We start from the raw sequence: 22,800 nt of genomic DNA, 5'->3' as shown, positions 1-22,800 counted from the left end.
CAAATGCGTCGTTTTAATCGGGAATATTACAAGGGAGGAATGTGTTTCCTTTACATTTACTGCACATTCATCTGCAAAAACACTGGCACGATCTTGTCGCTGTAGCGTTTGGAGACCCAATAGCCGATGGATTTTTGCATATAGGATACCTTGTCAGGGGTGAGCATCTGGTCGCCGAAGGCGGTGTACACGGCTTTGCTCAGGTTGGGGCCCTGATTTTTTATGCTTTTGAGCTTTTCGTTGATGTCAGGGATAGGGGTGGAGCTGAATAAAAAGCATATCTGCTCCAGTCCTGGTTTGTTGAGTTCCAATGCAGCGGTTTCTTCCGGGAGCGTCAGAAATATGTCGCGTGAAACGATGACCGAACTCTGATGCTGCCCCTGAAATTTGTCGTCGAGTTTGCCGTCGCGTGGCCAATGCAGATTGATATTGCCATCGGCGTCATAACTGAAGGCATACATAAACCGCTCCCCCGTCACATCATATACCTGCAACTGGAAGATGTCGTCTTTTTTCCACGTTCTGCCCGACAGGTTGTAGGCGTTGTTTCGGAAAGTGGAGGCGACGTTGGTGAATGAAACCTGATCTCCGCTTACTTTTGGAAAACGGCAATTGACCTTGCCCACCAGATCTACTTTCTGGGCTTCGGAGGTTTCTATCGAAAACTGGAACCCATACTTGCAGTATTTGGCGAAGTCTTCGTAGTTCACCCAAAAGAAACCCCCGTCACCCCAGCTGGTTCCCCAGCTGTTCATGATCTGAAATGCGCCTCCGGCTGTACCTTTTCCGTCATCAAATCCGATGACGGCCATGGCATGTCCCATCGGCAGCAGCGGACTGTTGCCCAGGTCGGGAAACCACCACTCTGAGCTGCGCATTTCGAGGAAGTTTTGTTTGAGCTGCATTCCGATGACCACGGGCTTTTTGTCAATGAGGCTTTGTTTGACAGCGGTGATTTTTTCTCGCGGTAGTGCGTCCCGGTCAAATAATCTGCGAAAATCTTTGATGCGATATTTTTGCGCGATGACGAGGTCGCCGGGGCCGGGCATCTTTTCACAACCGTCGGGGTCAAAAGTTTTGGAAAATACATTTCCCTTGTCGCGCATCAGTTCGAGCGCTTTGGTGATATAAGTACCTTCGTTACAACCTTCCGACTCTTTGATCTGGTTGTAGAGAAAAAATGCGCTGAATGCATTTTCTGTGATTTTATCTGTCTGCCCGGCCCAGCCGTTGAGTATAGCGTTTTCGATCGTATGGCTGGCATAGCCTACCGACCAACCGGTGCAGGTGGAGAAGGGGCCCTGGTTGATGGGCTTGGGGCAAAAAGGTTTGAGGTCAACTTTGAGGATGGTATCATTGCCTCCTTTTTGCCCATAGTCGGGCTGGCGGGCGACTTCGTCATAACTTTCGTCGTCAAACAACAAGCCTGTGCCCGGCTGTTGCCCCCGGATCGGGAGCAGCAGCGAGATGAAAAAAAGAACCAGAAGCCCGTATTTTAGCATTTGACTTTTTATTTATTCAATCTCGTCCCAGGTGCGAAACCTGTACTTTTCGTAAAAATGTACCTGCAAAAGGGACTCATTGAAATTGTTGATTTCTGACTGGATTTTCTGCACAATGGCAAAGGCAGTTTTTCCGTATTGCAACAACTGTGGCATCATCGTCAGAAAGGCGGTTCCGGTAATTTCACCACCGGTAATCTGCGCAATTTCCTTTTGAAAGGTATTTTCGTAGTATTCTTTTGCCCGGCGAAGGTCTGTTTCCACCTGCTTGGAATAAGACAGCGGATAAGTCGCAATGTATTTGCGTTTTCCCTTGTCAAGCATATCGTCTTTGATATTGACAAGCGCTTTGTTGAAATACTCCGCAGAGGCATTGTAATGGTCGCGAAGCATGGCCGCATCCTCATCGGAGTAGCGGTATTGAATCGCTTTAAAATCCTTTACGGCTTCTTCTGAGCGCTTGCGCATTTCCAGAAATTCATCAAAAAAAGGTGTATTGATAAACAGGTTCAAGGCCTCGTAGGTTCCCTGACTGAATGTTTTCGGTACCAGGGTAAACAGACAAAAACCCAACACAATTAAATTTCTCATTATCTACATAATTTGAATAACAACTAAAATTTCCAACTCACATTCAATCCAGCCTGGTGTCCACTGTTGAATGCAGATCCGGACTGGTACATTGGGCTGACTTCCAGTCGGGAGCTTTGCATATTTCTGATTTTTTTCTGTACGTTCAAACGGTTGATAAGAATTACTCCTGCCGCAGCAATCACTACGCCGCCGCCGATCATCAATGCGGTTGCTTTTTTGTGTTTGCTGTTGGCATCGTTGTACAACTCGTCACGGGTGATTCCCAGTTCTGTGTAAACTGACGCGGAAGGATTGAGATTGGTGGTATAGATTTCGTAGTCCTGCTGGGCATTATTTTCAGAAATAACACCGGTTGTAAGCAGCCCTAACCCTGAAGCACCTACTGCCCCCAGACCTGCCCAGGGAGAAATGGTTCTGATTTCACGGGGCTGATTGGTTTCAATGCTCGGCTCTTCCAGTGGATCGATAGCCATAACGACAATTTTCAATCCGGTGAGATCTGCCTTGGAATAGCCGTCGGCAGTATAATACCAGTCAATGACGAGATTGGTTCCTGAGAAAATGCCTTTTCCCGTGCCCTGTACAGTTCTGGGTTTGATACTGGGGGTTTCAGTCTGGAGCGACACGTCAAAGGCACGATGGCTGCCGTTGGGCGGGAGGTCGTATGTGACCTGTACTTTGCTGTCATCAGCAGCCGTTACCCGGTAGTTTACAGCGTGGTTTTTTTGTGCGGAGAGGCCAAAAGCGAGTCCGATAAGGAGGTATGTAAGCGAAATGAGTTTTTTCATAATTTTATAGTTGTCAGTTGATTCAGTTGTTTTTTTGTGTTTTGCGGGGCTTCGAACCTTGCGGTGGCTTCGAACTTTGCGGGGCTTCGAGAGCCTCAGCCACCGCAAGGTTTAAGCCCCGAAAAGTCTACTGCGTCACTACGAATAGCGGGATATCCCCCAGATCGTTTTCCACGAGCTTCGGCACCTGGTCCTGGCGTTTGACGGTTTTGACGATACGGGGGACTTCCCGGCTGATATAGTCATAGAGTTCTGTTGTGGTAATGATTTTATTTCTGTCGGTGTCAGCCTGTGCTGATCCCAGCGCCTTGACAATCGCTTCTGTAAATGCGCCATTTTTCCATACGTCATCTTCGTAGGAATATTGCTCTGCCTGACTGGAGGCAATGGTGATAAACCCTTCGCGTGTTTTGTTGAGTTTCTGAATGGCGAGGTTGATTTCGAAAGAACTGACTGCATCTCCTTTTTCGCCGGTGGCTGTCGCACCTCCGCTATGGCAGGCATCGAGGAAGATGAGCTTTTTACAGGGAATTTCCTTCAGCTTGTCAATGATATCATCCTGGTAAGATACCGAGGTGCTTTCCTGCCGCGAAGGTTTGTAGTCGTCGCCTTTGATGCGGAAGTTTCCATTGTTGAGGAAGCCGTGAGAAGAAATGAAAATGGCCAGCACATCGTTGTATTTGAGGTTTTGTGTGACATACTTGGTGCGAAATTCTTCCAGCACACCTTTGATCTCTCCAGCAGTGGCGTTTTCGGCGAGTAGCGAAAGGACTTCCACTTTTGCGTACAACCGGTTTCCCCCGGCGCCTCCCTGATTGGCAAACAGTCCGGCAAAGTCTCTGGCGTCGTTGACGGTGTACTTGAGGTCTGTTTTCGGGCCAATAGACACAATGTAGAGGTTGGGTTTGGTGAGGGGCACAAAATTGACTTTCAACACTTCTGAAGCCTGGCCAAATACTTCCAGATGAATGGTCTGGAAGGATTCTTTATTGGCCATGGGGACAAAATCTTTGAAAAAATACCGCCCGTTGGAAGACTGCACGAGCGTTGCTCCTTCAGATGCACGGATCCGCTGGCCATTGAGCACGATGGTCATGTCGTTTTTGGTTACGGTAGCCTGAGACTGAATGTTAAATTCTACGGGAAGGAGTTCGTCGTTGTGGGTATAGGGTTTGTCCTGATACAGTACAATATTGGGCGAAATCCAGGTCAGTTCTGTTTCGATTTTTTCCTTGATAAATACAAATCGGGGCGGCGCACTTACGACCACACCGGAAGGAGTTACCAGTTTGACCTCGACGACGTTCATTTCAAATGCCCGGTCTAAGGGCACATTGGCGCTGAAGAAATACTCATTGTTTTTTTTGAATAGGGGCCTTTCACCTGCTTTATTGTCTCCGAGCTTGATTTTGGCTACGTAGATCGAAAAGTCTTTATCGGTTACAGGTTCTTCTGAGGTGACTTTCAGCTCGATATGCACATGGTCATACCCTTCGGTTTTTTCAGCTACGGGGGAAATCCACTCGATCACCGGAGCACTTTTTCGGTTGGGATCTTCTCCAAAGTTAATGGCGACGGCCCCTGTTGTGGGTTTGTCAAAATCAATGGTCACCTGCCCGTTGTTGGTGCTGGTTGTCTGGGTGGGTTTGCAACCAACTGCAAGGAAGGTCAGCCAGAAAATGGCAATGGGAATCTGTAGGTATTTTTTAGTCATTGTATCAGTTCTTGCCAGGGGAAATGCTAATGAGGTCAATCTTCAGAAAGGAACTACGGTGAATAAATATAAAAAAATCATTCGTTACTTTCAGGTGCGGGTGGCGTAAGGTAATAATATTCTTCCTGCAACTTTCGCTCAACGCCTCTGATCACGCCGCCATCTTCTTTTTTCCAGTTTACCCGAAAAGTCAGCGGCTGATCTTTCTGACAGGTGAAGGTAAGCGACTGAATAGGCAAAGGGTCATGGGTAGAAAATGATACCAGTTGTTTTACCTGTTTTTCCCCAACGGAATAGGAAATCAGGCATTCTGCCTGTGAAAGTCCTGCTGTAAGCATGCCCTCCGTGTCTGCTTCCAATTCCACGCTTACGCGCGCCATTTTATTGTTTTCTGCTTCGGTTGTGATATCAATCAGTCCTGCGCAGGATTCTTTTTCCAGCCACGGACCGGTGATTTTTTCACCTGCCTGGGTAAATTCTACTATCCGGTAACGCATCGGGCGGTCCATTCTCACGGCAAAAGGAAAGTTGAGGTTGAGATAATTGGCGTCGGGGTTTCCTTTACTGAACCGGGCCGAAATGGGGGCCAGCGGTTGTCCGCCTACACCAATGGCTTCTACTTCTATCTTTTTCAGCGAGAGGTCTGGTCTCAGCTCATCGGAAAAATCATAACACGCGACCTGAACGGCAGGATACGCCGGCGGCATGCCTTCGTTGATGTCGAGTTTCTTTAATGCTTCCGGCCATTTTTTCACATCTACAACTATCGCAAAAGCATCGCTGCGAATAGCCATAGGCGTTACGGTTGTATCTGCGTCCTGTACCAGGTCTTCGGCAGAAATGGTTTCATTCAACTGCGCAACACTGGCTGAATCACCCGAAATGCTCACACTGGCCATATTGCCAAACACCGCATCGGCAAAAAATGCGTATCCAAAACTCACTGAAAGTTTGCCTGTAGTGATTTGTTCCCAAAGCAGCTGCGCTTCGTAGTTTTCGAGCTTCAGGGTAAATGTGCGTTCTGTCCAATAAGAACCGGTACTGCCTGAGGCTGTTTCTGCCCCAAAACTACTGCCTTTGGCGATTCGCTGAAAGCCCGATCCTTCTTCCGCATTTTTCCCTACAGCCGTTACGAGAAAAGACTCAATGTAACGAATCGGCAGCGGCTTCAGTACGGGCGTTTTACCTTTCGTGAGTTTTTGCCGGATCGTGTTGAGCGCATTGGGCGACATCGGGGCCATTCTGACGGTAAACTGCGCGAGATTGAGAAATCGCTGTTGTCCCTGATCGTCGGTGCACGCTGTGCCGGTATAGCGCATTTCTACGAGTTGAAACTGCGGCTTTCCGTTGGATTCTGTGCCGAGCGCCAGTTTGCCCGGCGCGTAATAATACAGATTGGGTGTCTTGAAATCGGGATAGATTTCAAAGCCCTCCAGGACCATTTTTCCGCTGATAACCGGCTGGGCGTGGAGAATGGGGACAAAGGTAGCGATCAGAAAAAACAGAAATAAGCGCTTCATTGCGTAAGTGATTCGGTTCCTGTAATCATAAGACGAAAAAGCTGCGAAAAACTGACCCTTAATTTACATTTCCTTCCGCATCGGTTTTGATCAGATATACATCTTCTTCTCCATCGACTGGGTTGTTGCGGGCACCGGTAATAATAAAACCATTGTCTCGTGTAGCTTTGAGGGAAGTAGCGTAATAGGGGTCAAAGTACCGCTCCCAGACTTTTGTGCCTGAAGAAGGGTCAATCTTCAGCAGATAAACCAGCAGGCTTTGTGTGCCTGTACCGCAGGCCACCAACCCTCCGTCAGGCGCAATAGCGATACTGTTAAACCAGTCATAACTGTCCACGCCGTAAGGGGATGACCATAGTTCATTTCCGCTGGCATCTGTCCGTACAATATAGCCATCCTGATCTCCCAGCCCGAAGCTGGCCGTAGCTCCGGCAATCACAAATCCTCCGCCGGGATATTCGACTATTCCATTGGCAGTCTCGTATTCACTTCCGCCATAAAGTTTTTCAAATATTTTGTCCCCGTTAGAATTGGTTTTTATCAACAGCATATCAGTGTTATTGCCTGCGGAGCTGAACCCTATAATTGCAAACCCTCCGTCAACTGTTTGAATAATTTTGCTGCCTGATTCATAATTGCCACCATCCAGGAATTTTTGCCAGACCAGATTTCCATTCAGGTCAGTTTTTACGAGAAACACATCCTGGTTAAAATTTACGTCTGGTATGGCTCCCACCATCACATAGCCATTGTTTACAGCGATAATGCCGTTTCCATAGTCGTATTCTGTACCTCCGTAGGTTTTCGTAAACTGGTGTGTGCCATTTGAGTTAAATTTACAGATATACATATCGCTTCCTCCTGCCCCAAAGCTGTAGGTCGTTCCTACCACCATAAAGCCTCCGTCGGGCGCACGTACTATGCCGTTAAAAACATCATAACTGCTTCCACCTACGTGTGTATTCCACATCATTTGTCCATTGGCATCAAACCTGACGATATACCCGTCATTATCAGTATTAGGTGCCTGTTCCTGATGCCCTACGACGACATAGCCGCCTTCCTCCAGTTCAATTACGTCATTTCCGTTTTCCTCTATGTCATTGAGATTGCCAAAGAAGGTGGAAAAGGTTACCGGCTTTTGAATGGTAACGGTTGATGAGATCTGATCTTCGGTAGCAGCATCTCCCAGTGCTTTGAGTTTGACGGTAAATGTTCCGCTTGTCTTGTACTCATGCGAAGGGTTATCCTCTGTGGAGGTTTTCCCATCTCCAAAATCCCACTGGTAACCGGTGGCATTGGTGGACTGGTTGGTGAAGGTAACGGTACACGGGAAGTAACATCCATCATTGGTTATGGTAAACTTTGCCTCCGGTGGAGTTACGGGGTTTACTTCTTCCAGATTACAACTGATTGTAACCAGAATGCCGGTGATCATCAGTGCAGAGAGTACAGGATATACACGCATGGAAGTAGGGGGATTTTGTATGGGGATAAATGAGCGAAACTACTCGACCGTAATTTTTCGGATATTATCGTTGCTGTAGCAGGCAATATAGACATTGCCATCTGCATCAAGGGCCAGCCCGAAGGGTTCGGCGATTTTTGCGGTAGCACCGGGGCCATCCTGGTAGCCGAAAGTTCCATCTCCTGCCAGGTCGTAGGTAAACCCATTGGGCATGACTACTCTGACTTTGTTGTTAAACCGGTCGGCAACAAATATATTCCCGCTTGCATCAATGTCTATTCCTACGGGTGTATTAAACTGTGCAGTCGTACCCGGCCCGCTGATATTTCCACTTACGCCATTTCCTGCAAGCGTGATGACGGATCCGTCGGTTTTGATTTTTTTGATTTTGTGGTTGCCTGCGTCGCTGACATAGATATTTCCTTCGGCATCTACGGCAATATCTTCAGGAACAAAAAACCGCGAATTAAGCCTTGGGCCGTCCACATCTCCAAACTCGGTTCCTTTACCTGCGAAAGTTGAAACAAAGGATGCGGGGGTAATCATCCGGATTGCATGGTTGGAACGGTCAGCTACCAGCACATTATTGTTGGCATCTACTGCAACGCCGGTAGGATAGCTAAACCGGGCACCTGATCCAAAATTGTCAACATACCCGTTTGCATTGGAGCCACCTGTACCTCCGCCCCCGGCGAGTGTTGTGATATTTGCATTGGGGTCAGACATCCGTATGGCGTGATTGCCAAAGTCTGCGATAATGAGATTTCCGTTATTGTCAAAAGCCAGTCCAGCCAAAGCGCCAAATGTGGCCGCCGTTCCTACACCATTGGTAAATCCGCCGGTAGCGCTGCCTGCAAAGGTGGATACAAATCCTGATGGAGTGATTTTTCTGAGTCTGTGGTTGTCCAGTTCGCCTACAAATACATTTCCCGAAGCATCAACCGCAATGCCATAGGGAAAGGCAAACCTTGCGGTATTTCCCGGGCCATCGAGGAAACCATAAGTTCCTGATCCTGCAAAGGTGGTTACTGTGCCGGAAAGCAAATAGGAAAAGTTCCCGCTTCCTCCTGTCGCATCATACCCGCTTACAGTAACCGAAACAGCCCCGGTCCCGGCTTTGGGGGGGACAATAACCTTAAGGCTGTTGTCTGTCGGGTTTGCCGAAAAATGCGCGGCTTTGCCATTAATTGTGACGACAATCTCTGTCGAATCCACCCCAAAATTGGTTCCCTGAATCGTGACCACATCGCCTTTTTTGCCGGATGTGGGGAGAAAACTGACAAGGGTAGGTTTGTCATAGGTAAATGCCGGACTATTTGCCGATCCACTTCCCCGGGTGATACTGATGACGCCATTGTCTGCGCCCTGGGGTACAGCCACTTTTATCTGGGTATCTGAAATTTCCTGAATAGTTGCAGAAATGCCCGTAGCAAAAGTTACGGTCACCTCTGCGGCGACAGTTCCGAAATCTTCTCCGGTGATGGTGATGACTTCGCCTTTTTGCCCGTGGGTAGGGTTGATGGAAGTGATTTTGATAGCTGAGCCTGACGGTATTTCAGGATCAATTTTTTCCAAATCACAGGCATTAAACAAAAACGAAAGGGCGATTAGGGATAACAGGAAGAAGCTGGAAGATTTATACATAGGAGTAAGGTGTTGGTTTGGGTTAATCTACGTTTCCGTTTGCGTCTGTTTTGATAATGATCATATCCGTATCGCTTTCATTGAGCCGGGTATAGCCAACAATGACAATGCCTCCGTCGGGAAGGGTTTCTACTTCGTAGCCATAGTCCCGAAACTCTCCGCCAAAGGTTTTGTGCCACTGATAGTTGAAGCTTTGGTCAACTTTCATCAGAAACAGGTCTGCCTCCAGGCCGTTTACCCAGGAGTATCCTGCGACTACGTACCCGCCATCGGCGGTTTCTTCCATATCGAAAATCAACTCGTTGGTGGCGGATAGCTGGCTATAATTGGATTTACTGCTTAGTAAGGTCAGTGTTGCGTTTAACTTCACAAAATAGGGGTTGTAATCTGTGCTATTAGTGCTGGTATAACCGGCGACAATAATATCCCCATTGCTTTTGATCAATACATCTCTTGCGGTTTCTGTGGAGGGGACATCTCCCAACTCCAGCGACTTTGATACCGAGGTTCCTGTACTGTTTGCTGTAAAGATGATTCCGTTTCGGGCTCCGCCTCCGATCGGTATGACACTTCCAACTGTCAATAGCTGAAAGTTTGAGGTCTGTACTACGGTGTTTAAGGTCCCTTCCTGATTATCAAAAAATGGCCGCATCCAGAGCGAGTCGAGGTTGCTGTTGAGACGCAGCAGCCTGCCGGCATAATCCAGGGTGATAACCCCTCCATTGAAGGTTGATGACAGGTTTTGCCCGGCAATGATAATATCGCCATTGGAAGCAACGGTCACCGAGCGTGGGTCAATTCCGTTGAATTTTTTGGTATTGACTGGTGTCATCGAACTGGTGCTGATACGCGAAACGAGTACATCGTAACCGATCATACCTACCATCAGAATCAGGTCTCCATTGGATGCAAATGCCAGTGACCCGGCGTCTTCGCCATAGCAGGAAACGGTATTGTTTAATTCTGCTTTTCCCAGAACATTGCCTTCGAAATCCAGTTTGTAAACCACAATTTCATTGATATCAGCGACACTTCGCTCATACCCTGCGACGTACAGTGCCTCGTCGCTGGCCAGCGCGGCAAATGCTATATCTGTACGGCCTGTATTACCGAGTTTTATATTAAACGTACCCGGTAAAACGGAAACCATTTCTTCTGCCTGGTCTGGATCTCCTCCCGCTCCGGTTGCGGTTAAGGTTACGGTATAAGTTCCGGCTGTGGTATATTGGTGGGTAGGGTTATCTGCCGTCGAAGTGGCTCCGTCTCCAAAATCCCATAAATAGGAATCTGCATTTTGGGAGGTATTGGTGAATGAAACGGTACAGGGGGATTTACAACCGTCATTGGCAACGGTGAAGGCAGCCTGTGGGGCCAAAGGATCAACTTTTTCAAGATTACAAGCAATAAAAGGCATGGCTAAGGCAATGATAATCATCATTGCCACACCCATGGGAAAAGGTTTTTGGAAAAAGATCATAACGCTAAATATTTTGGGGTACATCCGGATTCATCCGGGAAAATCATGATTATTTGACGTCATCTTAAAAAAAAGATGACCACGCGTTCACGCTAAAATTTATTCATTTCCGCCCGATGGGGCAGGGGATTCTGCTTCAAACAGGTCTTTAATGGTTCGCTCGCCGATGACCATAAATAGTTCACTGCTGTTTTTCCATTCGCTCGTCTGTACATCTCCGTCTGGCTTGACCATGACCAGTTGGTAACTGTATTCGGGGTTATCGCCTTCGGATACCATAAGTTCACCGCCTTTGATGGTCTGTCCATCCTGCGAAATAGTTACAATGGGCAACATCACTTCTTCCTCGCCGTTGGGATCTCCCTGGCGGGAACGGATCAGGAGTTTTAGACTCTGTGCTCCGGAGTAGGCCAGGGGTGTCAAAACTTCTACTTCAATCTTCTGTACCCGGCTGTTGCTGGTTCCGCCCAGAATTTTGTTTTGAATCGTCCGGTTACAGTCTTCACATTCGGCTTTAATCGTATAGTTGATCCAGAGTTTTGTGATAAGTGCACCGTTCATCACTTTGTTTTTTTCTTCGGTAGTAAATCCGGAGAATATCTGTTGTGGATTTACCTGGTAATTATTGAGCAGGACATTCTCGACGGTTGCGACTCCACCCGTTTCACGCATTACCGCAATGCTTGTCAGGATAATGGGGTAGTCCAGCGGATTGGTAAATCCATTGAGCAGACTGCCTGCATTGGGATACTCCAGTTTTCCGTAGGTTTTGGCATCATTGAGTTTGAGCTGTACCGGCACGCTAAAAACTTTTTCTTCTTCGGAAAATGGTTCGAATGCCATATTCCCTGCTACCTGATTGCGCGACATCATATACCCCAGCAGATCATCTACACGCTGATTCATTTTCCAGGTCACGACAATCGGCTGGAGAAAGTCTGAGGGAATATTGGTGCTCAGACTGGCCGGATCCACATCAAAAAGGGTGAGGCTGTTGCCAAATGAAACAGCAGGCGTATTTCGCAATGGCATCGGATAAAGTTTGATGTCTTTGCGGAGTTTTTTGGTCAGGAGGGCTTCTGCCAGTTCGATATCCTGCTCACTGATGTTGGGTGTGAGTTCGGCCGTAACAATCACATTGCCTCTGCCGCTATTGTCAGCAGAAAGGTAATAGACAAAAAATGAATATTCTCCATTTTCCCGGTTCCAGTTGAGGGTATAGGAAGCAGGCAGATAGTAGAAAAATCCTGCATTGGGATTCATATCGCCATAAACTTCCCTGAAAATATTCAGTTTATCGACAAAGGGCCTGAGCATTGGGTCGCCCAGCAAATCTTGTAATTCTTTGCCGAGTTTGACATTCGGCCCTTGCACTTCCGTGGAAGGCGGGGTGCCCGGAGTCGGATCTGCGGGAGTGGAAGGTTTGCCATACGGCGCCACTACCCATCTCCCCGGCTGGGTTCTGATATTTTCGAGTACGGCATTGTTGTAGATTTGGGGGTCAATGGCCGCCGCGCGTACGGGATTTGTAATCACAGCGGCATCCCTTACAGGGGGATCGGTTCTGACCGGAGTTGTATTTCCTGTAGTGGGTCTTGTGGTTACGACCTGAGGCGTAGTGAAAACCCCCGGAGTTGTCATCATAGCCATTCGGCCATTATATTCCAATGAAAGCACATTTACCCTGTAATTGGCCGGGATATCGGTTCTGTCCATATTAAACACGGTCCAGTTGGGTGCGCTATACCAGGTGCCGGTTGTATGCGTATTGTAAGCGCTTAAGTAGTTTCCGGTGGTAAATACAAACGCATTGTTTTTGCCATCCAGCCGGCTGTCTTTTATATAGGAGATATAGCTTGAAGAACCAGCGCCTTTGGTGGCGGTGGTTGCGGTGTGCAAAAAGGTATTTCCCTTGTAGTTGCCTGCACCCTCTACTTCCCCGGCTTTGAGCACAACGACATTAAACAGAGTGTTTTCGGGGATAGGCTGGCGACTTTCATTGAAAATAGTCCATTTTCCCGCGGTGTACCATACACTGACCGGACTGGTATTGTACTTGCCAAAACGCTGGGTTACAAAAACCATTTCTCCCGGCTGATTATCGGTGAGCGAATGGTTCAGATAGGTGATATGTCCCCGTGTATTTGACGCATTTGCAGTGTGTACAAAGGCTCTTTTATACTGACCCGGGTCTACCGCCAGAATCTGAAACTGCGCATTTACCGGCATCGGTTTAAGGTCCTCATTAAATATTTTCCACTTTCCGTCGCTATACCAAACGCCTACCTCATGAGTATTATAGACCCCGTACATTTGTTGTACAATCAGTACCATACCGGGTTTTCCGTTGGTAGCGGCATTGTCAATGGTGGTAATGTGTCCCGCAGTATTGGCGGGTTCCGCTTTGTGGGTAAAAGCGACCTGAGCAGAAAGAAAGTTAATACTCAGAATCAGAAGCAGAGCTAGAATGTGTGGGATACGATTCATAATAAATAATTCTGGCGAATGATTTCGCCGTCAGGGTTTAATTTCTGAAGTGACTAATCTGATCACGGATCTGTTTTTCTCCAATCACAATTTCGAGATCGCTGCTTTTTTGCCAGTTGTCGGACTCATATTTGGTTCCATCAGACATATAAAGTGTAATCAGATACTCGTAATCGGGTTTTTGTCCCTGGTCAATGAATAATTGTCCGCCAGAGGCTGTGGCAAAGTCCTGCGAAATAGTAATGGTCGGCAAATCTACTTTTGACAATCCGCTGGGGTCGGCCTGATGAGAGCGAATGCGAATCCGCATCATCTTGGCGCCGGAAAAACTGAGCGGACTCAGGGTGGTAATGTCAATAGCATTGATCTGGTTGCTGCTTACTCCGCCGAGAATTTTGTCTCTGACTGCCTGATTGCAGGATTGACAGGGCTGTACCGCGTATTCGATCCATATTCTTTTAATGGTAGGGTCATTGTCCAGCCATGCCGGAACGAGGTTGGTGTCAAATTTGGCCGAAGCCTTTTCTGGCACTTCGGCATTCCCCATTCGCCAGGTATAGATATTGGACTGGAGTGTGCCGCCGGTATTTTTCAGGCGCAGTACATGGAGGTTTTTCATCACTACCGGATAGTCGGTAGCATTTTGCCAGCCATTGGTACGCCAGGAGCTGCCTTCCATTTCAAATTTTCCGTACGTTTTGGGGTCATCGATTTTCAGGTTGATAGGAATTTCAATGGCCGGCATTCCCTCTCCGTCAGGTTCGAGAGTTAGGTTTCCGTTGAGGCCTACATTGTTAAATAAAGCCAGCAACAAATCATCCACCCTTTCCATTTTCCAACTGATTACAATCGGATCAAGGAAGTCTGTAGGGGTGCGTACAATAATATCTGCCGGATTTACGCCGTAGTTTTGGATTTGGGCGAAGCTGATTTTGGGAGGAGAGGCCAGGGGCATGGATACGAGGTTGCTGACCGGGTGCATTTTGGCGACAGGGTCATTTTTAATGTCCTGCATAAGTAGCTCTTTGGCGATATCAATATCCTTTCGTGTGATGTTAGGTTTGAGCTCTGCCGTGACGACCGCTTCTCCCCGGCCGGAGCCGGTGGCTGCTTTGAAGGTTACATAAAAAGCATATTCGCCTCCTCTGTCCTGCCGCCAGTTGAGGTTGTATTCAGCAGGTAGATAATAATAGTATCCGGAAAGCGGATTGGCATCGCGGTAAACTTTCCGGAAAATATTCAGGATCCCATTGTTGGACTCAAACTCATGGTCCGCACTGATCTGGTTGAGGATTTCAAAGGGGAGATTTGCGGGCCCCTGTCTTTCCTTATCTTCATCTTCCTCCTTTGGTTTGGCAACAGAAGCGGTATCCGGTTTGGCAAACCTGATAACATTGCTTCTTTCCTGAGCTTTAGCTGTTTGTGAAAAGTTTAATGTAAATAACAGTGCAATATTCAGAAGGATGATTCTCTTCATCGTGGTTTTGTTTAGGGTTGAATGTAGGCGGCTTTTTTATAGGGAGTTAATTTGACGTTAACAGTCATGGCCGCACTTCCTCCTACCCGCCATTGTTTGACGAGATTGTACATATAATCCTCACCCGTTACGGTTGCGCTCCCCAAAATTTCGTTTAGCGCATTTCCTGCTCCGCTTTTGTCTTCGGGTATCAGGGAGATCATGATAAAGGAAGACTCAATATTCGTAAGGGTGTAGTTTTTGGTTGGGGAAAAATTGAATGTCAGATCGGCCGAACCCGCGGTTCCGGATATAGATTCTTTTACTTCCGGGATATCTGGGACGGGTCTTTTTACGCGGTTGAGTACGACACCTTTCACCGAGTACTTTTTTCCTGCGGGAAGGTTTTTGTAGGTAACGCTGACAGTCATATTCCGCTCGCCCTGGGCGAGGAGGGTTACTTTGGCGATTTTGCTTTCTCCCAGCAGGGTGGTGAGGATGTTCTGATCTTCCACAGGTTTGAGTTCTGTCTGGGCGGAAATGGTCGGAATACCGGCCATTTCCACAAAGATCAGAATACATATACTGAAAAAACGAATAAAGCTCATGATGTCTGATTAAGGATTGTGTGCTACATACCAGGGAGAGGCTTCGCGCAGTTCGCTGGCGCCCAGATTTTCCATTTCCTGCATAAACTCTGTAAAGGTCAGGTCATACTGCGAGCCATTGTTGGGCATAGTGAAATTGGTCATGCCTCTGTCCCAGGGGTCATTGATATATACCCTTGTGCCATCAGGGGTACCATCGCCCCGCATACCGGTTACTACCCGGATATGTGCGTTGGCGGAGCCGGGGCCTGTGAGATCTACCGCTCCCGCCACCCACAGCGGGCCGTTATAGGCGAGAAGACTGGCAAATCCTTCTACTGTATAACACATAGGGTATTCCGGAATCAGCCCCCATCTTCTAAACATTGTGGTATCACTCGGCGGAAGACCTGAGGCATTGTAATATCTGCGCCAATATCCGATGCCGCTGGCAATCTGCTCCGGGTCAATGGATATCGAATCGGCCCAGCCTACCAGCATGGCCGCTCCGGCTGCCCAACAAGATACGGAGGTGCGTTGGGGTACAAGATCCACATCGTAACGTATATCGATCGCAAAGCTGCTCCTGGAAGCGCCTGAGGGCGAACTTCCCGATCCACCGGAGGTTGATGCCCCTGACGATGAAGCGCCCGGAGACATAAACCAATTCATTTGCCGCATAATGGGTTCGTAGATCCCATACAAGGCATAAATAGCCGAAATATCCCCAGGGCTCAATGTGCGGTTTCTCCGGGTGGGGCGGCCAGTGTCTCTGCCGTTTCTTTTGATCGTCATGTAAGGAGTTCCTGCTGTACTTTCAATATCACTGTGGTCTCCTTCATAATGCATAATGGATAAAGTGTCGTAAGGCGTCCAGTTGATAGAAGCAGAGACGGGTGCTTTGGTAAACTGAGAACGCCAGTCGGCTACCATTTTACTGAGATCCACGTTGATGAAGGAATCCCTGTCTGAGCGGCAATGTTCGTGATAAAACCCTGCTGCGTGGAGGATTTCGTGCTGTACGCCCTCTAATCCGCAATTGGTATCGAGGTTGATGGTCTGTCTCACAGAATCAATCCGGTTGCCAATCCATGACCAACAGCCGGTGCCGTCGTTTTGAATGTAAACATAACTGGTATGCCGCGAGCTGTTGTAAGGCACAAGGTTCAGCGGGGTACGCCTGTTGAGAATGCTGATTCCCTTCAGTATGGTATCTCTATATGGATGGCCTGATTTGATTTGATAGGGGATTACGCCATTGTGCCAGAGGCTGTCGATATTGGAAATCGTAGCCCCTCCGCGGCCGGATGCCAAATCCACCCGGATATCGCCCTGATAGAATATCATATCTCCAACGCGTTCGACCGGAACGGTCTGCGGTTCACTGTAGAAGGGGAGTTTTACCCGCTCTTCTGATACCGTGCCCCTGGTAGTCGGGTAGGCTGGAAAAGTCTGTGCGAATAAGTTGCCACCCAACATGAGCATCACACAAGCCATTGTTAAAATGCCTTTGGGATTTATGAATGTATATTTCATAGGTAGTTTCATTTGTTTATTTGCCGAAAAAAAAAGTGGGGTTATTTGGGGATTTCATCAAGATAGACCATTCCGTAAGTGGAAGGGATTCGTTTGGACGCAATAGGCTGTTTTCCCCTTACAAACCAGGTTGTCTGAAACTCATAGTCATCTTTCCCTTTCGGTAAAATCAGCTCTACAGTACGCGAAAGCTCGTTTTTGGCCATCTGAAGATTCATGGATTTTGTCTCTTCTTTGGTTCCCAATTTATAATATAACTTCAACTCCACTGAACGCACTTTCTGGTCAGTCATATATTCGGGGTCCGCTTCAATATAAATGGGTTTTTTCACCAACGGAGGTACAAGTGAAATACTGCCGAAGGTCTCATTCTGCCAGTCAGTTTCTACTTCATACCCGCCAAAGAAACTCCATTTTGCCTTGTACTGGTAGTTGAGCCATGCATTTCGGTCGTCATCTCCCTTCCATCCGTAAGTGGTGACAAAATCGTTGCCGGTTGCGTTAAATTTGGTCTTGTCAATCTGAATTTCCTGCACAGTCTGCGAACCGTCCTGGTGTTTTTTCATGATCAAAACCGTTACAAAATTGATATAAGAACCAAAATCCTGTGCATTCAGGCCATCGAGCCGGGCGTAGATATTGCGTTGTTTGTAGAGCGGATCGTCGAGATTTACGCGGAGGAAACACTCTTTACAGCTTTTTACCGACCCAAGGTTTTCGTCAAACCGCATCGTGCGGGTATCTGAGGTGTATTTGTTGAGGTCGATTTTGTAGCTGCCGGTTTGTTTGATGGACTTCATCCGGTAAGAAACGGCAATGGCCAGACTGGGAACCGGCACCTGTTCTACAGGCTGGTTTTCTGGTGTAACCCCTTCGCGTTCTTCCCTTGAGCCTCTTCGCTGGTCAGCGGGAATGGGCTCCGTAGATCCTCCGGTTTCGCGCAGGTGTTCGGTTCTGCGGGCACTGATTTCGCTTCTGGCGCGGCTTTCCCGCTCGGCTGCGAGACGTGCTTCCTGGCGCAATTGGCGATTTTCTTCCCTGGCTTCTCTCCGGGCCGTATTGAGCATGTCGGTAGCGCGGTCAAGCATGCTGCGCTGACCGCCGGGTACGAGTTGTGAAAGCTCTGGTACGCCGGTTCCTCCTATTTTTTCAAACATCAGGGTAGTGAGTTTGTTATAGGCGGTTTCCATCAATTTGTTTAATTCTTCATCTTCTCCGATCTGGGTAACTTTGATCGCTCCCTGGTCGTGCAGTTCGTCAAATGCCATCTGGATCTCCGCCGCAAGTACAGGCGTTACGGCTGCGGCTTCAAAGGTTTGGTTTTTGTAAATCCGCTCAAAATCTGCTTCAATAATTACTCTTTTGGGAGAGAGATAACCTTCGACCTCCATTTCAAACGATACACTCATATCGGGTGTCGGCGTCTGAAAAGTAGCCCAGAGGATGTCAGAACCTTCTTTGGTCAGCTGAATGGAAATCGCTGCTTTCTGTCCGTCGAGAATAGGTGCACTACCCAGGCCAATGACCTGCTTGGACATGCCGCCCTGCGGGCTGGCTACAGAAGAGATCAGGGCAAGCGTTCCGCTTTTATAGACTACAGGGCCTACGATTTTTCCTGCTCCGTTGATTCGGCGCAAGGCTCTCTGTGCATCGGAAAGCTGTTCGGGGGAAACAGAAAGTTGCACTACGGCGTGGACAATTCCTCCTCCGTTGTCACTTTCTGTGATGGTGCTGGTACCGGCAACTGCGTCAGTATTGCGGACATATTTGATGAAAGAAAACATCGGCGCACCGGTGGCGTGTTTGGCCACTTGCACTTTGTCGGCGAGATAATAATACTCGTTGGGATTACTGATCGTGGGGAAAACGGTCAGTTCTCCTGCGCGCACGGGTTTATCAAGCAAGATCTGCTGGGCAAAAACGCCACTGGTAATCTGCAGGAAAACCATGAGTATAAGATAAGATCGAATCATAGGTTTGGAGTTTTTTGTTGCGGTTGAATTGTTCATTGTAATTGCTGGCTATTCTGGTATTTCATCGATAAAGAGAATAGATTCTGCGGAGGTATGTCGACCCGAACTTACTACCCGGTTGCCTTTCAGCCGCCACTGGATTTCGTATTCGTAGTCGTATTGGTTTTCGGGAAGGAGAATTCCTATATTCTCCGAAATCTGCCCTCTTTCTACACTGAGGGTAGTTTTTTTGACGTTGTCCTGCCCGCCGACTTTGTAGTAGAGGGAAACGGTTACAGACCGCACTTCGCGTTCTTTCATATATTCGGGATCACCGTCGAGGGAAATGACCCTTGGCTCAAATGGGGGTTTTAGGTTAATGGCGGAAAAGGTCGTATGGCGTTTTTCCTGAATCACTTCCTGCCCGCCAAAAAAGCTCCACAGTACTTCGTATTCGTAGTCCAGCCATTTTTTCCTGTCGGTATCATCTTTCCAGCCATAGACCATTTTGTAGAGGTTGCCTTTTTCGTTGAATCCTGCCCGGTCGATGCGAATTTCCTGTTCGGTGGTAGCCCCTTTTGCATGAGTTTTCAGCATTTTGACAGTGACGAAGTTGATATACTGGCCAAATTCGGCTGCATTATAGCCATCGAGGAAAGCGGAAATTTCCCTTTGGCGGAAGAATGGATCGTCGAGGTTTACCTGGCGGAATATGTCTTCATCCTTTGCATATTTGTTAAGACTACCAATATTTTCATCAAAACGGATGGATAGCTCGTCAGCCATGATTTTGTTGAGGCTCACTTTAAATATTCCACTGGTTTTCACTTCTTTCATTTTGTAAGAAGCGGCAATGGTAAAGGTTTGGGCTGACTGCTCGGGCTTGGGCTTGAAGTTGTTGTCGCCTTCTCTGCGCGCACGTTCTTCATTCCTCCGGTTGTCTTCGCGAATCTGGCGGTTGGCTGCGTCGGTCTCTCTCCGGGACTGAGAGAGCAGATTGCTGGCCCTGTCCATGGTACTTTGGGTGCGACCAAGATCTGAAAACTGGGTAACCGAATTATTGACCGGCTCCATCATCATGTCTGTGAGTTTTTTGTAAGCGATTTCGATCAGCTTCTCCATGTTTTCGTCCGCTTCAACGCCGGTAAATTTGATCGCACCGTTTTTTACCAGGTCGTCAAATGCGGCATTGACTTCCGCCTGAAGCATGACTGAGGCGACTCCGACTTCAAAGCCTTTGTGTTTGTAGATCTGATCAAAATTGGCTTCCAGCGTCGCCTGAATCGGCGAGCGGTAGCCTTCAAGCTGCATCTCGAAGGAGAAGGTTACATCTGGCGTAGCGGTTTTAAACGACTCCCAAAGGATTTTGGCGCCTTGTTTGGTGAGATTCAGGGAAATGGCGGCCTTGTTTCCGTCGAGGATCGGTGCGCTACCCAATCCCAGCAGGTGATGGGTAAATTCACTTCCTTCTTCGGCAAAGGATGATACCAATCCAAATTTACCCGAAGTGTAAATCATCGGCCCCATGATTTCGCCATTTGGATTTGCCCGACGCAATTCTCTGCGCGCTTCGTCGAGTTGCTCGTCGGTCACTCCCAGGGTTACAACGGCATGCACAATTCCGCCGCCTTCTCCCTCCTGGCTGATGTCCTTGGTCGAGCCGGGTGCATTTTGTACATAGCGGAGAAATGAAAACTGTGGTTTTTCGTCTTCCGTGAGAGCCAGCCTGGCCTTGTCCACCAGATAATAATACTGGTTGGGATTCTGGATCGCCGGGAAAACCGTCACTTCTCCCGCCCTGACGGGCTTGTCGATAAAGACTGCCTGCCCCCTGACCGCCATACTAAGCAGCATGGATGTCAGAAAGGCAAGGCATATTTTAAATACTGATTTCATATCATCATTAACCATTGACCATTAACCATTGACAATTAACCATTAACAATTAACCATTCTATTCCTCTCCGAGGAAAATACCGAGGACCTTGGCAAATTTATCCAGAATTGCCGTTTGAGGATCCACTGTACCGTCTGCACGTGGGGTGAGTACCTCTTTTCCTGCGCGCATGACTTTCTGCAGGAAGGTCTGATCTCCCTCGCGAAGTTCGTCGGGAATGGACGCATACACATAGTCGTCGTTGACGTTGGCTTCCCAGTCGAGGGCGAGTTTTCCGTGTTCTTTGTGGGTGAGTACCAAACGGGAGACATATCCCTGCGCATCGCGGTCTTCGTAGATCGTGGTTTCCACGAGCGGCTCATTTTTGGACACTGTAATCGGAATATTTTCTTCTATTTCCTTACCAAATTTGGAATACCGCACCTGAAGCGTAGCTCTTACGATGCCAATTTCACGCATTTCATCAAGGTCGCATTCAAATTCGATTTTGCGGGGTTTGACAGGCGGAGCGAGCGTTACACCCTGCCAGTCGCCTTTAACCCAGGGTGGATTGGCCGGGTAGGTGTTTCCGCCTTTCAGGCTCCACTGTGCTTTGTATTCATAAAGATCAGGGTTCCGGTCTTCGCCACGGGCGTAGGTGAGGGTTGCGAGTGAGCCATTTTCACGCATATAATCATTGGTGAAGGTGATGGCATCGGCAAAATCGTTGCCTGAAGAACGGCGTTTTCTCACATTTACCGTCACGTGGTTGATCTCTTTGCTGAAGATTTCCTGCGCCTCCAGGTCGAGGATAAAGTTGATGTCTCTGTGCTGGAAGAAGGGGTCATTCAGGTTGATCGAACTGATACATTTGGGATTACTTCTCACCATATCATAGCTGCTGGCGAGGTTGGTTACCATCTGGTACCGGCGGGTAACGGGGAGAATGAGGTTGTCCAGGCGGATTTCTTTTCTGATCACCCGGTTGGACTCCATTTGTGTACAGGATTTAAACTGATAAGAGGCCTGTTTTTCGTCTTTTACCGGGTTATTGGTGGCAGGGTTAAATCCTTCTCCGGCTGCAATGATGGTATTAAACTCTGGCATCACAGGTTCTGCAAAAGAATTGAGGAAAAACCCAAAAAATGCCTCCCGCATCACGGTCAGTCTTTCATCGTCAAGGTTCTCTTCCCACTTGAGGATGATTTTTTCTTTCTGCTCAAAATATTCATACACCTTGCGCATCATGGATTCGGTTACCCCGTATTCCCATGGGCTGCCAGTATCTCCAGCTCCACTGGTATTACCAATGGCTTTATCCATAGCCTGCATAGCGATAAGCATATTGCCCATACCATCGGCTACACCGCATTCATTGGTGAGCTTTTTCTTGTTGGCCTCATAGGTTGCGATGGCATTCTTGAGATCCTGCGGGCGGTTGTCAAGCTCCTTGCGCATAAAGTCATAGGCCATGCCGTCTCCCTGTTCGTGGGTGATTTCGAGATCGTATTTCAGATAACCTTTGGCTGCTTTAACCTTGACAGTGTATTCGTAGTCCAATACAAGCGATACGTCTGTGATTGAGCTGGTTTTCTTGAAAGTAGCATCGAGCAATTGCGCACCATTGGCGTCAAGGCGGGCAGCTACGGCTGCTTTGCCTCCCTGCATAGGCGGGGCATAACCGGAAGTGATAAAGGTGGAAGTGAATTTTTTGTCCTGAAGGATCGCTGATACAATACGGAAAGATTCCCCTTCTTTTGCTCTCAAATCCACGGGGCCGGCCAAAACTGCGCTGGTTTTTATCGGCGATTTTTGCTTGAGTTTATCTTCCAGTTCGGTCAGCTGAGCAGGGGTAAGTCCCCATTCAATAAGAAAGTGGAGAATAGCACCTTGTACTCCGCCTTGCGTTTCACGAGCTTCTGTGGTGAACTTCATGAACAAAAACTCAGGCGTTTGATCTTCTTTCATGCCCAGGTGCATGGCGTTTGCCGGCGGGAGGTAGTAATAGTTGTTTCCGCCGCCGCGATAAACCATGACCGCTGTTCCGTCGTTGAGTTTGAGCTCCATACCGGTTTCGTACTGGAGATTCTGGGCAGGCAGGGCCGAAAACAGGCCAAAAACAAGCATCAGCAGGGGCAGGGAGCGCCTGATATATATGGGTGAAAATTTCATAATGGATGTCATTAAAAATTGGGGTTA

At 48.1% G+C, this 22,800-nt stretch carries 15 protein-coding genes; all 15 read right to left on the bottom strand.

All coding sequences use genetic code 11. The features are described 5' to 3' along the window. Positions 1-56: 56 nt before the first annotated feature. Positions 57-1,502 (bottom strand): C1 family peptidase, encoded by a 1,446-nt coding sequence (locus R3D00_23830; GenBank protein MEZ4776225.1) that lies wholly within the window; start codon positions 1,500-1,502, stop codon positions 57-59. A 12-nt stretch (positions 1,503-1,514) separates the two neighbouring features. Beyond that, complete coding sequence (locus R3D00_23825; GenBank protein ID MEZ4776224.1) at positions 1,515-2,093, bottom strand: hypothetical protein; 579 nt, start codon at positions 2,091-2,093, stop codon at positions 1,515-1,517. Positions 2,094-2,116: 23 nt separating this feature from the next. Next, complete coding sequence (locus R3D00_23820) at positions 2,117-2,884, bottom strand: hypothetical protein (GenBank protein ID MEZ4776223.1); 768 nt, start codon at positions 2,882-2,884, stop codon at positions 2,117-2,119. A gap of 127 nt (positions 2,885-3,011) precedes the next feature. Continuing rightward, positions 3,012-4,598, bottom strand: coding sequence for a caspase family protein (locus tag R3D00_23815; GenBank protein ID MEZ4776222.1), 1,587 nt, complete (start codon positions 4,596-4,598; stop codon positions 3,012-3,014). A 77-nt stretch (positions 4,599-4,675) separates the two neighbouring features. After that, entirely contained in the window at positions 4,676-6,118 is a 1,443-nt protein-coding gene (locus tag R3D00_23810) for a hypothetical protein (protein ID MEZ4776221.1), read from the bottom strand. A 58-nt stretch (positions 6,119-6,176) separates the two neighbouring features. Further along, positions 6,177-7,586, bottom strand: a complete 1,410-nt coding sequence (locus tag R3D00_23805; protein MEZ4776220.1) for a PKD domain-containing protein — start codon at positions 7,584-7,586, stop codon at positions 6,177-6,179. Between the two features lie 39 nt (positions 7,587-7,625). Beyond that, complete coding sequence (locus R3D00_23800; GenBank protein ID MEZ4776219.1) at positions 7,626-9,230, bottom strand: IPT/TIG domain-containing protein; 1,605 nt, start codon at positions 9,228-9,230, stop codon at positions 7,626-7,628. A 22-nt stretch (positions 9,231-9,252) separates the two neighbouring features. Beyond that, positions 9,253-10,707: a PKD domain-containing protein gene (locus R3D00_23795; protein MEZ4776218.1), complete on the bottom strand. Its 1,455-nt coding sequence runs from the start codon at positions 10,705-10,707 to the stop codon at positions 9,253-9,255. Positions 10,708-10,806: 99 nt separating this feature from the next. Beyond that, entirely contained in the window at positions 10,807-13,194 is a 2,388-nt protein-coding gene (locus tag R3D00_23790) for a hypothetical protein (protein ID MEZ4776217.1), read from the bottom strand. 37 nt (positions 13,195-13,231) lie between these two features. Then, positions 13,232-14,671: a hypothetical protein gene (locus R3D00_23785; protein MEZ4776216.1), complete on the bottom strand. Its 1,440-nt coding sequence runs from the start codon at positions 14,669-14,671 to the stop codon at positions 13,232-13,234. A gap of 11 nt (positions 14,672-14,682) precedes the next feature. Further along, entirely contained in the window at positions 14,683-15,258 is a 576-nt protein-coding gene (locus R3D00_23780) for a hypothetical protein (protein ID MEZ4776215.1), read from the bottom strand. Between the two features lie 9 nt (positions 15,259-15,267). After that, positions 15,268-16,773 (bottom strand): M12 family metallopeptidase, encoded by a 1,506-nt coding sequence (locus R3D00_23775; GenBank protein ID MEZ4776214.1) that lies wholly within the window; start codon positions 16,771-16,773, stop codon positions 15,268-15,270. A gap of 41 nt (positions 16,774-16,814) precedes the next feature. Then, a complete protein-coding gene (locus R3D00_23770) occupies positions 16,815-18,746 on the bottom strand; it encodes a hypothetical protein (protein MEZ4776213.1) in 1,932 nt (643 codons plus the stop codon). A gap of 48 nt (positions 18,747-18,794) precedes the next feature. Continuing rightward, a complete protein-coding gene (locus tag R3D00_23765) occupies positions 18,795-20,621 on the bottom strand; it encodes a hypothetical protein (GenBank protein ID MEZ4776212.1) in 1,827 nt (608 codons plus the stop codon). Positions 20,622-20,679: 58 nt separating this feature from the next. After that, a complete protein-coding gene (locus tag R3D00_23760; GenBank protein ID MEZ4776211.1) occupies positions 20,680-22,773 on the bottom strand; it encodes a hypothetical protein in 2,094 nt (697 codons plus the stop codon). Between the last annotated feature and the right edge of the window lie 27 nt (positions 22,774-22,800).

The organism is Bacteroidia bacterium, from assembly GCA_041391665.1.
Taxonomy (GTDB): Bacteria; Bacteroidota; Bacteroidia; order J057; family J057; genus JAGQVA01.
This window is presented reverse-complemented; position numbering and strand designations above follow the sequence as displayed.

Excerpts from the sequence above, each read along its gene's own strand:
- R3D00_23810 (MEZ4776221.1), bottom strand. The coding sequence starts at position 6,118 with ATGAAGCGCTTATTTCTGTTTTTTCTGATCGCTACCTTTGTCCCCATT.
- R3D00_23780 (MEZ4776215.1), bottom strand. The coding sequence starts at position 15,258 with ATGAGCTTTATTCGTTTTTTCAGTATATGTATTCTGATCTTTGTGGAA.
- R3D00_23790 (MEZ4776217.1), bottom strand. The coding sequence starts at position 13,194 with ATGAATCGTATCCCACACATTCTAGCTCTGCTTCTGATTCTGAGTATT.
- R3D00_23830 (MEZ4776225.1), bottom strand. The coding sequence starts at position 1,502 with ATGCTAAAATACGGGCTTCTGGTTCTTTTTTTCATCTCGCTGCTGCTC.
- R3D00_23820 (MEZ4776223.1), bottom strand. The coding sequence starts at position 2,884 with ATGAAAAAACTCATTTCGCTTACATACCTCCTTATCGGACTCGCTTTT.
- R3D00_23795 (MEZ4776218.1), bottom strand. The coding sequence starts at position 10,707 with ATGATCTTTTTCCAAAAACCTTTTCCCATGGGTGTGGCAATGATGATT.
- R3D00_23760 (MEZ4776211.1), bottom strand. The coding sequence starts at position 22,773 with ATGAAATTTTCACCCATATATATCAGGCGCTCCCTGCCCCTGCTGATG.
- R3D00_23775 (MEZ4776214.1), bottom strand. The coding sequence starts at position 16,773 with ATGAAATATACATTCATAAATCCCAAAGGCATTTTAACAATGGCTTGT.
- R3D00_23770 (MEZ4776213.1), bottom strand. The coding sequence starts at position 18,746 with ATGATTCGATCTTATCTTATACTCATGGTTTTCCTGCAGATTACCAGT.
- R3D00_23815 (MEZ4776222.1), bottom strand. The coding sequence starts at position 4,598 with ATGACTAAAAAATACCTACAGATTCCCATTGCCATTTTCTGGCTGACC.
- R3D00_23825 (MEZ4776224.1), bottom strand. The coding sequence starts at position 2,093 with ATGAGAAATTTAATTGTGTTGGGTTTTTGTCTGTTTACCCTGGTACCG.
- R3D00_23800 (MEZ4776219.1), bottom strand. The coding sequence starts at position 9,230 with ATGTATAAATCTTCCAGCTTCTTCCTGTTATCCCTAATCGCCCTTTCG.
- R3D00_23765 (MEZ4776212.1), bottom strand. The coding sequence starts at position 20,621 with ATGAAATCAGTATTTAAAATATGCCTTGCCTTTCTGACATCCATGCTG.
- R3D00_23785 (MEZ4776216.1), bottom strand. The coding sequence starts at position 14,671 with ATGAAGAGAATCATCCTTCTGAATATTGCACTGTTATTTACATTAAAC.
- R3D00_23805 (MEZ4776220.1), bottom strand. The coding sequence starts at position 7,586 with ATGCGTGTATATCCTGTACTCTCTGCACTGATGATCACCGGCATTCTG.